The sequence below is a fragment of the Rhodococcus sp. NPDC057014 genome (assembly GCF_042673295.1).
Classification (GTDB): domain Bacteria; phylum Actinomycetota; class Actinomycetes; order Mycobacteriales; family Mycobacteriaceae; genus Rhodococcus_F.
Genome location: NZ_JBHUSF010000061.1, coordinates 25,657 through 36,088 on the forward strand (window position 1 = coordinate 25,657; position 10,432 = coordinate 36,088).

The 10,432-nt window shown below is 69.6% G+C and carries 10 protein-coding genes; 8 read left to right on the forward strand and 2 right to left on the reverse strand.

From position 1 onward, the window contains the following. Window positions 1–47: 47 nt before the first annotated feature. From ACFTZB_RS15050 to ACFTZB_RS15085, 8 genes are all read left to right on the forward strand, one after another. Window positions 48–953, forward strand: coding sequence for a hypothetical protein (locus tag ACFTZB_RS15050; RefSeq protein ID WP_378432607.1), 906 nt, complete (start codon window positions 48–50; stop codon window positions 951–953). Continuing rightward, complete coding sequence (locus tag ACFTZB_RS15055) at window positions 953–3,223, forward strand: heavy metal translocating P-type ATPase (RefSeq protein ID WP_378432608.1); 2,271 nt, start codon at window positions 953–955, stop codon at window positions 3,221–3,223. Before ACFTZB_RS15050 ends, ACFTZB_RS15055 begins: the two co-directional genes overlap by 1 nt. After that, a complete protein-coding gene (locus tag ACFTZB_RS15060) occupies window positions 3,220–3,534 on the forward strand; it encodes a metal-sensitive transcriptional regulator (protein ID WP_072945011.1) in 315 nt (104 codons plus the stop codon). The genes ACFTZB_RS15055 and ACFTZB_RS15060 overlap by 4 nt, the downstream gene beginning before the upstream one ends. 37 nt (window positions 3,535–3,571) lie before the next feature. Beyond that, window positions 3,572–5,647, forward strand: coding sequence for a heavy metal translocating P-type ATPase (locus ACFTZB_RS15065; RefSeq protein ID WP_378432609.1), 2,076 nt, complete (start codon window positions 3,572–3,574; stop codon window positions 5,645–5,647). Window positions 5,648–5,719: 72 nt separating this feature from the next. Further along, window positions 5,720–5,896: a hypothetical protein gene (locus ACFTZB_RS15070; RefSeq protein WP_378432610.1), complete on the forward strand. Its 177-nt coding sequence runs from the start codon at window positions 5,720–5,722 to the stop codon at window positions 5,894–5,896. A 173-nt stretch (window positions 5,897–6,069) separates the two neighbouring features. Beyond that, window positions 6,070–6,453: an ArsR/SmtB family transcription factor gene (locus ACFTZB_RS15075; RefSeq protein WP_378432611.1), complete on the forward strand. Its 384-nt coding sequence runs from the start codon at window positions 6,070–6,072 to the stop codon at window positions 6,451–6,453. Then, the gene (gene arsB, locus ACFTZB_RS15080) at window positions 6,450–7,538 is read left to right on the forward strand and encodes an ACR3 family arsenite efflux transporter (RefSeq protein WP_378432612.1); all 1,089 of its coding nucleotides are present in this window, start codon (window positions 6,450–6,452) and stop codon (window positions 7,536–7,538) included. Before ACFTZB_RS15075 ends, arsB begins: the two co-directional genes overlap by 4 nt. Next, entirely contained in the window at window positions 7,535–7,942 is a 408-nt protein-coding gene (locus ACFTZB_RS15085) for an arsenate reductase ArsC (RefSeq protein WP_378432613.1), read from the forward strand. Before arsB ends, ACFTZB_RS15085 begins: the two co-directional genes overlap by 4 nt. Before the next feature lie 22 nt (window positions 7,943–7,964). Here the strand turns inward: ACFTZB_RS15085 and ACFTZB_RS15090 are convergent, their stop codons facing one another. After that, entirely contained in the window at window positions 7,965–9,629 is a 1,665-nt protein-coding gene (locus ACFTZB_RS15090; protein WP_378432615.1) for an FAD-dependent monooxygenase, read from the reverse strand. A gap of 62 nt (window positions 9,630–9,691) precedes the next feature. Beyond that, on the reverse strand, window positions 9,692–10,432 hold a 741-nt coding region (locus ACFTZB_RS15095; RefSeq protein WP_378432616.1), incomplete at its 5' end, for an MBL fold metallo-hydrolase.

The window sequence follows — 10,432 nt, forward strand, 5'->3', positions numbered from 1 at the left end:
CCGGAAAGCCCGGCTGAGCCGGCAAACTCCAGCACAGGAGACCCATCATGAACGCAACCGGCAAGTTCGCCGGATTCACCGTCGGCCTCGTCGTGATCTTCGGTGCCGCGCTCGCCCTCGGGTCGGCCGCCGGCCCGGATGTGGCCGAGCCCGCCGCGCACACGGCCGAGGACGGCGGGCACGACGCGGGCGGCCACGACGCGGGTGGCCACGACACCGCCGCCGACCCGACGCCGGGCGGCCTGTCGCCCACGGCGGACGGTTACACCCTCGAACTGGCATCCGACCAGGTCGCCGCCGGTGCCGCGGTCCCGGTGCAGTTCCGGATCACGAACCCCTCGGGGGTACCGGTGACGGATTACACCCCGGAGCACGAGAAACTGCTGCACCTGATCGTCGTCCGTCGCGACCTCGCCGGATTCCAGCACGTGCACCCGACGCTCGACGCGGCCGGAACGTGGAGCGTCCCCCTCGACCTCACCCGCGGCGGCGACTACCGCGTGTTCGCGGACTTCACCCCGGCAGGCGGGGAAGGCGTCACCCTGGGCACGGACCTGCGCGTCGCCGGCACCTACGACCCGCAGGAACTGCCCGCTCCCGCACCGACCACCACCGTGGACGGCTACACCGTCACACTCGACGGCACGCTGCATCCGGGTGAGACGTCGAACGTCACGCTCTCGGTGAGCCGCGACGGACGGCCCGTCACCGATCTGCAGCCGTACCTCGGCGCATACGGTCACCTGGTGGCGCTGCGCACCACCGACCTCGGCTACCTGCACGTCCACCCCGACGGACATCCCGGCGACGGCGCCACCGCGGCCGGTCCCGGGATCGACTTCGCCGTCACCGCACCCAGCGCGGGCGACTACCGGCTGTTCCTGGACTTCCAGCACGCCGGCACCGTCCACACCGCGGAATTCACCGCCACCGCCGCACCGGAGGAGAAGTGATGACCCGCTCGGCCGACATCGCGGCACCACCCGATTCCCAGATCGAACTGGCCATCGGCGGGATGACGTGCGCATCGTGCGCCAACCGCATCGAACGCAAGCTGAACAAACTCGACGGCGTCACCGCGACCGTCAACTACGCGACCGAGAAGGCCCGCGTCCACTACGACGCCACCGACGTCTCGCCCGAAGATCTCGTCGCGACGGTGGAGCAGGCCGGATACACGGCGCGACTGCCCGAGGTGAAGCCCCCGGCCCCGGAGGAAGAGGACCCGGCGGCGGCACTGCGGCAGCGGCTGTTCGTGTCGGCGGTGCTGACGGTCCCCGTCATCGCGATGGCGATGATCCCGGCACTGCAGTTCACCAACTGGCAGTGGCTCTCGCTCACCCTCGCGGCCCCGGTCGTGGTGTGGGGTGCGTGGCCGTTCCACCAGGCCGCGTGGACGAACCTGCGGCACGGCACGGCGACTATGGACACGCTGGTGTCGATGGGCACGCTGGCCGCGTTCGGCTGGTCGCTGTACGCGCTGTTCTGGGGCACCGCCGGCATGCCGGGGATGACGCACCCGTTCGAGCTCACGATCGCGCGGGTCGACGGCACCGGCAACATCTATCTGGAGGCCGCGGCGGGCGTCACCACGTTCATCCTGGCCGGCCGCTATTTCGAGGCCCGCGCCAAGCGGCGGGCCGGTGCGGCGCTGCGGGCGCTGCTCGAGCTGGGCGCCAAGGAAGTGTCGGTGCTGCGGGACGGCACCGAGCAGCTGATCGGGATCGACCAGCTCGACGTCGGTGACCTGTTCGTGGTCCGCCCCGGCGAGAAGATCGCCACCGACGGCGTCGTCGTCGAGGGCTCGTCGGCGGTGGACGCGTCGATGCTGACCGGCGAATCCGTGCCCGTCGAGGTCTCGCCCGACTCCGAGGTGGCCGGCGCGACGGTCAATGTCGGCGGCCGGATCGTGGTTCGTGCCAGCCGAATCGGAGCCGACACCCAGCTCGCGCAGATGGCGTGGATGGTCGAGGACGCGCAGACCGGCAAGGCCGAGGTGCAGCGCCTGGCCGATCGGATCTCCGGCATCTTCGTCCCGATCGTGATCGCGTTGTCGGTCGCGACCCTCGGTTTCTGGATCGGCACCGGCGGTGCGGTCGCCGCCGCGTTCACCGCCGCCGTCGCCGTCCTGATCATCGCGTGCCCGTGTGCGCTCGGACTCGCCACCCCGACCGCCCTCATGGTGGGCACCGGACGGGGCGCCCAGCTGGGCATCCTGATCAAGGGCCCCGAGGTTCTGGAATCGACCCGGCGCGTCGACACCGTGGTGGTCGACAAGACCGGCACCGTCACCACCGGCACGATGTCGCTGCACGACGTGGTCGCCGCCGACGGTCAGGACGAGGAACAGGTTCTCCGGTTCGCCGGGGCACTCGAGGACGCGTCCGAGCACCCCATCGCCCGGGCGATCACCCGCGGCGCGAAGGAGCGACTGACGACCCTCCCCGACGTCGAACAGTTCACCAGCGTCGCGGGACTCGGCGTCCAGGGCATGATCGACGGACACGCGGTGGTCATCGGCCGCGCGAAACTGCTCCGCGACTGGTCGCTGCACCTCACCACCGAACTCCAGCGGGTCGTCGAGGCGGCGGAGGCCGACGGCAAGACCGCGGTCGGGATCGGCTGGGACGGACAGGCGCGCGGCGTGCTCGTCGTCGCCGACACCGTCAGGCCGACGTCCCGCGAGGCGGTGGCGCAGTTCCGGGCACTCGGCCTCACCCCGATCATGCTCACCGGCGACAACAAGTCCGCGGCCCGGGCCATCGCCGACCAGGTCGGCATCGGCGAGGTGATCGCGGAGGTGCTGCCGCAGGACAAGGTGGACGTGGTCAAGCGTCTGCAGGCCGAGGGCAAGGTGGTCGCGATGGTCGGCGACGGGGTCAACGACGCCGCCGCGCTCGCGCAGGCCGACCTCGGCCTGGCCATGGGCACCGGCACCGACGTGGCCATCGAGGCCAGCGACCTCACGCTGGTCCGCGGCGACCTCCGCGCCGCCGCCGACGCGATCCGGTTGTCGCGCAGAACGTTGAGCACGATCAAGGGAAACCTGTTCTGGGCCTTCGCCTACAACGTCGCGGCGCTGCCGCTGGCGGCGGCGGGTCTGCTCAACCCCATGCTGGCCGGTGCGGCCATGGCATTCTCTTCGGTGTTCGTCGTGAGCAACAGCCTGCGACTGCGCCGGTTCCAACCGCTGACCACTCCCACCCGAGGGGAACCCTCATGACCGAGCAACCGCACACCGACCACGAGTCCGGCCACGGATACATCAGCGCCAAGGACGACTACCTCAAGCGACTGCGCCGCATCGAGGGCCAGGCGCGGGGTCTGCAGCGGATGGTCGAGGACGAGAAGTACTGCATCGACATCCTCACCCAGGTCTCGGCGATGACCAAGGCACTGCAGGCGGTGGCGCTGGGTCTGCTCGAAGACCACATCAGCCACTGCGTCGTCGACGCCGCCGTCGCGGGCGGCTCCGAGGCGGACGCGAAGATCAAGGAAGCCACCGACGCCATCGCCCGACTGGTGCGTTCCTGAAAACTCGACCACGAGAGCAGCTTCCGAGGGAGCAAACGTGTCTCACGATCATCAGAAGGAAATGGAACAGGTCCGGCACACCGGACACGAAAATCACGACGCCCACACCGATCGGCACGCCGGCCACGGCGCGCACGGTGAGGTGTTCCGGCAGAAGTTCTGGATCAGTCTCGCGCTGTCGGTGCCGGTGGTGGTGTTCAGCCACATGTTCGCCGACCTCCTCGGCTACACCGTCCCCGACTTTCCCGGCGCATCGTGGATTCCGCCGGTGGTCGGTACCGCGATCTTCTTCTACGGCGGCGCACCGTTCCTCACCGGCGCGTGGAGCGAACTGAAGTCGCGGCAGCCGGGCATGATGCTGCTGATCGGGATGGCGATCACCGTCGCGTTCCTCGCATCGTGGGTGACGACCCTCCAGATCGGCGGATTCAACCTCGACTTCTGGTGGGAACTGGCGCTTCTCATCGTCATCATGCTGCTCGGTCACTGGCTGGAGATGCGGGCACTGGGGTCGGCGTCCGGGGCCCTCGACGCGCTCGCCGCGCTGCTCCCGGACACCGCGGACCGGGTCACCGACGACGGCGTCACCGAGGTGCCCGTCTCCGAACTCGCCACCGGCGACCTGGTGCTGGTGCGGGCCGGCGGCCGCATTCCCGCCGACGGCACCGTCGAGGACGGCCGCGCGGAGGTCGACGAATCGATGATCACCGGCGAATCCACCCCCGTCCCAAGGACGATCGGCGACCCCGTGGTCGCGGGCACCGTCGCCACCGACAGCGCGCTGCGGATCACCGTCGGCGCCGTGGGGGAGGACACCGCGCTCGCCGGCATCCAGCGACTGGTCGCCGACGCGCAGTCGTCCTCGTCCCGGGCACAGGCGCTCGCCGACCGCGCGGCCGCGTTCCTGTTCTACTTCGCCTCCATCGCAGGACTTCTCACGTTCGTGGTGTGGTCGCTGCTCGGCAACGTGGACGAGGCCGTGGTGCGAACCGTCACCGTTCTGGTGATCGCCTGCCCGCACGCGCTCGGGTTGGCGATACCCCTCGTGATCGCCATTTCCACCGAGCGGGCCGCGAGGGCCGGTGTGCTGGTGAAGGATCGGCTGGCCCTCGAACGCATGCGCAACGTCGACGTCGTCCTGTTCGACAAGACCGGCACCCTCACCCAGGGCAGGCACGCGGTGACGGGTCTCGTCGCGACGGCCGGTGTCACCGACACCGACCTGCTCGCGATCGCCGGCGCCGTGGAGGCGGACAGCGAGCACCCGGTCGCCCGTGCGATCGTCGCCGAGGCCGCCGCGCAGGTGCCCGCCGAGTCCCGGCGCACCGCCACCGACTTCCGGTCACTACCGGGCCGGGGCGTGCGCGCCGTGGTCGACGGCGCGGAGGTGGCCGTCGGCGGACCGGCGATGCTCGCCGAACTGACCGTGACGGTCCCCGAAGACGTTGCGGTGCACACGAAACGGTGGATCGAGCGCGGCGCCGCCGTCCTCCACGTCGTCCGCGACGGGAAGGCGCTCGGCGCGGTGGCGCTCGAGGACGCCGTCCGCGAGGAGTCCCGGCAGGCGATCGACGCCCTGCACGCACGGGGTGTGAAGGTCGCGATGATCACCGGCGACGCCCGGCAGGTCGCCGACGCCGTGGCGGCCGACCTCGGGATCGACGAGGCGTTCGCCGACGTCCTGCCCGAGAACAAGGACGCACAGGTGGCGGCACTCCAGGCCCGCGGCCACCGCGTCGCGATGGTCGGCGACGGGGTCAACGACGCCCCCGCGCTCGCCCGCGCCGACGTGGGTGTCGCCATCGGAGCCGGCACGGACGTCGCCATCGAATCGGCGGGGGTCGTCCTCGCCGCCGACGACCCCCGCGCGGTGCTGTCGATCATCGACCTGTCGCAGGCGAGCTACCGCAAGATGTGGCAGAACCTGGTGTGGGCCACCGGATACAACGTCATCGCCGTGCCGTTGGCCACCGGTGTGCTCGCATTCGCGGGGGTCGCGATCTCCCCCGCGGTGGCGGCGATCCTGATGTCGATCTCCACCATCGTCGTCGCCCTCAATGCGCAGCTGTTGCGACGCCTCGATCTGGATCCGGAACGGCTGAGTCGGCACTGACCGCGGTCTGCGTCCATTCCCATTCTCCTCCGTCTGTTCTGGTACCCATCCCCACGGATCAAGGAGTTCACCATGAGCAACCCGAACGAGTTCGAGACCCCGGCGACGGATCGGACGGACACGACACCGCAGGCCGCGGCGCCGACGTGTTGCAGCACCGAACGGCAGACCACCTGCTGCGACCAGAGTGAGAAGTCGACGTGCTGCGGTCCGGCGGCAACGGCCGGCGGCGGGTGCGGCTGCCAGTAGTCCTTACCCGACAACACTGTGGTGCGGTGCGAGCGAATATGGGCTCGCACCGCACGATCGCCGAGTACATGCTCGTCACCGCGCGCAAGCGGTAGCCCGCATCGGCCCTCGGTCACCGGCCGCGCATCGCCTGTTGGGTTGCCTCCTGATTCGACACCTGTCAATATCGGCGCATGTCGAATCAAAGTTCGGAGAGCGGCGCCTGTTGCTCGCCCCTGGCACGCGAACCGCTGACCGAGGACTGGGCCGGCGATCTGGCCCGGATGTTCAAGGCCCTCGGTGACCCCGTCCGCCTGCGCCTGATGTCGCTGATCGCCTCCCACGCCGGCGGCGAGGCCTGCGTCTGCGACATCTCCGCATCGTTCGACCTGTCCCAGCCGACGATCTCCCACCACCTGAAGGTGCTGCGCTCGGCCGGACTGCTGGACTGCGAACGCCGCGGCACCTGGGTCTACTACTGGGTCATCCCCTCAGCCCTGCAACAGCTTTCGGCGGTACTGCTCACCGAGAGCGGCCCGGTCGTGCCGTCTCCCACGTGCGCCGAGACCCCCGCATGAGCGCGGCCCCGACCACCGAGCACCCGGCCGTCGTCGGCACACTCTCCACCCTCGACCGGTTCCTGCCCGTCTGGATCGGCGTCGCCATGGTCACCGGCCTGCTCCTGGGCCGGACGATCCCCGGCCTCGGCGACACCCTGTCCGCCGTCGAAATCGACGGCATCTCCCTGCCGATCGCCCTCGGCCTGCTCATCATGATGTACCCGGTGCTCGCGAAGGTCCGCTACGACCGACTCGACACCGTTACCGGCGACCGCCGCCTGCTGATCGGCTCCCTGGTCCTCAACTGGATCCTCGGCCCGGCCCTGATGTTCGCCCTCGCCTGGCTGCTGCTGCCGGACCTGCCCGAATACCGCACCGGCCTGATCATCGTCGGCCTGGCCCGCTGCATCGCCATGGTCATCATCTGGAACGACCTCGCCTGCGGCGACCGCGAGGCCGCCGCCGTCCTCGTCGCGATCAACTCGGTGTTCCAGGTGGTCATGTTCGCCGCCCTCGGCTGGTTCTACCTGTCCGTGCTGCCCGGTTGGCTCGGTCTGGAACAGACCACCATCGACACCTCGCCGTGGCAGATCGCGAAGTCGGTGCTGATCTTCCTGGGGATCCCGCTATTGGCCGGTTACCTGACCCGCCGGTTCGGGGAGAAGGCGAAGGGCCGCACCTGGTACGAAGCGACGTTCATTCCGAAGATCGGGCCGTGGGCGCTCTATGGTCTGCTGTTCACCATCGTGATTCTCTTCGCCCTGCAAGGCGAGCAGATCACCTCCCAACCGTGGGACGTCGTCCGGATCGCCATTCCCTTGCTCGCGTACTTCGCGATCATGTGGGGCGGCGGCTACGCCCTCGGCGCCGTCACGGGCCTGGGCTACGAACGCACCACCACCCTGGCGTTCACCGCCGCCGGCAACAACTTCGAACTCGCCATCGCCGTCGCCATCGCCACCTACGGCGCCGCGTCCGGGCAGGCGCTGGCCGGTGTCGTCGGACCACTGATCGAGGTCCCCGTCCTCGTCGGCCTGGTCTACGTCTCGCTCGCGCTGCGCCCCCGGTTCCCCACCTCCGCCACGGAAGGTTCGCTCCGATGACCACCCCCAGCGTGTTGTTCGTCTGCGTCCACAACGCCGGCCGCTCCCAGATGGCCGCGGGATTCCTCGCCCACCTCGCCGGTGACCGGATCGAGGTCCTCTCCGCCGGGACCGCCCCAGCCGAGACCGTCAACCCGGCCGCCGTCGAGGCCATGGCCGAACTCGGTATCGACATCTCCGACCAGTCCCCGAAAATCCTCACACCCGACACCGTGCAGACCTCCGACGTCGTCATCACCATGGGCTGCGGCGACACCTGCCCCGTCTTCCCCGGCGTCAGCTACCGGGACTGGGCGCTCGACGATCCGGCGGGCAAGGGCGTCGACGCCGTACGACCGATCCGCGACGAGATCAAGGCGCGGGTCGAGGCCCTGGTCGCCGAACTGGTCCCCGTCGCGCATTGACGGGAAGCATTCGTCTGCGCTCTCAACGCGCAGCTGTTGCGAAAACTCGATCTGGATCCCGAACAGCTGGCACGGAGTTGATCACGTCGGCGACGGGTTCGGTGATCCGGTGCAGTGCGGACACCAGCCCGTCGACGGTGTCGGTGACCGCCGCGACGTAGGCGTCGGGACGGATGACCCACACCTCGCCGGGTTTCGCGTCCAGCGCGGCGGTGAGGACGCCGGTGGTGTCGATCTCCGACAGCCGGACCAGACGGATCGGTGTGTGCACGGCGCCGAGGGCCGCCGTGCGGATCTCGTCGGCATCCACACCGTCACCGAGCAGCAGGAGAATTCCGTTCCTGGCGATGTCGCGGAGCCGGGTGCCGTTACCGTCGCGCAGCGTCACCGGGGTGTCGGGCACGAGGATTCCCGGCGCCGCGGCCGGTGTGCATCCACGATCCGGGCGACCAGCGAAGACCCGACCCGGATCGCCTGTGGTCAAGGGTGATTCGACGTACCAGAACGGCTCGGCGAGTCGGCCGCTGTCGACCTGAGCCCGCGCCTGCGGATCGGTGACCGCCGCGGTGAGCACGTCGCGGCGGTGCCGGTGCTGCTCGTCCGACTGCGGGACGAGGAAGTCCATCGTCGCCGTCGTGACGGCGATGTTCTCGACCGCGGCCGCGTGCCGCTCGGTGTGGTACGTCTCGAGCAGCGACTCGTCCGCCCAGCCGCGCAGCACGAACGCCAGCTTCCAGGCGGCGTTCTCGGCGTCGGCGACACCGGAATTCAGGCCACGGGCCCCGAACGGGGACACGATGTGCGCGGCGTCGCCGGCGAGCAGCACCCGGTCGACGCGCATCCGGTTCGCCACCCGGGAGTGGAAGCGATACACCGATTTCCACACGATGCGGTAGTCGGTGTCGCCGATGATCTTCCGGATCCGCTCGTCCAGCGCCCCCGACCGTTCCTCGGCCTCGAGGTCGTAGTCGCCGGGCACCTGCCAGTCGATGCGGAACGTGGAATCGGGGCACGGGTGGATGAGCACCTGCCTGCCCGGGTTCCACTCGGGGTCGAAGTAGAAACGGCGCTCGTCTGCCCAGCCGGGGATGTCGGCGGCGATGTCGCAGATGAGGAACTTGTCGTCGAACGAGCGGCCGTCGAACGTGACCCCCAGCTGGTGCCGGATCGTGCTGCCCCGCGACCCCACCGCCACCACGGCGTAGTCGGACTCGACCACCCGGTCACCGTCGTCGGTGCGGCACGTGATGGTCACGCCGGTCTCGTCCTGGTCGACGGACGTGGCCTCGTGTCCCCACCGGACGTCGATCGACGGTGTGGCCGCGATCCGCTCGTCGAGCAGTTCCTCCGTGCGGGCCTGCGAGATGTTGACGAACGGCGGGAACGACGAGATGCCGCGGTCGACGAACGTCTGCGCGAACAGTTCGTGGTCGCGGTGGAACGTGCGGGCGCACCCCCACGTCACCCCCTCGTCGGCCAATTGACGGCCGACGCCGATCGCGTCCCACACCTCGAGGACGTCCCGCTGCTGGCAGATGGCCTTCGACCCGATCGGATCGCGTTCGGCCCGGGCGTCAAGCAACGTGACCGGTATGCCCCAGCGGGCCAGCAGCAACGCCGTCGTCTGCCCCACCGGGCCGTTGCCCACGACGGTGACGGTGCCGCCTCGGGTGTGTCGTCTTCCCATGATCCTCGCCTTGTCAGTGTGAAACGGTGACGGATGTCAGCCCGGTGAAACGGTGACGGATGTCAGCCCTGCAACTGGTCCCAGACCTCGCGGTCGCGCTCGGCGGTCCAGATGACGGGCCGTTCGATTCCGGAGAGTTCGTCCCACACGCGGGAGACGTCGAACGGGAGGCAGTGCTCGAAGATCGGCCAGTGCCCGTACTGCTCGTTCAGTGCGGCGTGGGTGGCTTCGAACGCTTCCTTCAGGGTGCCGCCGCGCTGCTGCACCCCCCCGACCTCGGCGAGCATGACCTCGATGAAGTGGCGGGTCTGCTCGATCGCGGCGTCGACGGCCTCCCGGCCGTGGGAGACGGCGCCGCGTCCGCCGATGAGGACCTCGGCGCCCAGCGCCTTGATCCGGTCGAGGGTCCCGGTGGACCAATCGCGGTGGAATGCGTCGCCGGTGTAGAGCGCGGCCTGCGCCTCCACGAGGTCGCCGGCGAAGAGGATCTTCTGCTTCGGCAGCCACGCGGTGATGTCGCCTTCGGTGTGCCCGCGGCCGAAATGCTGGAGCACCAGGTCGCCGCGTCCGCCGCCGAGGTCGATGGTGAGCTTGTCGGCGAACGTCAGGGTGGGCCACGTCAGTCCGGGCACCGAGTCGGCGGCCTTCGCGAGGCGCGGCATGCGACCGAATTCGCTTGCCCAGTCTTCCTTTCCACGCTCCTCGATGAGGGCGCGGGTGGTCTCGTGCGACACGATGGTCTCGGCGTCGAACGCGGACGCACCGAGCACGCGGACGGCGTGGTAGTGCGAGAGCACCAGGTA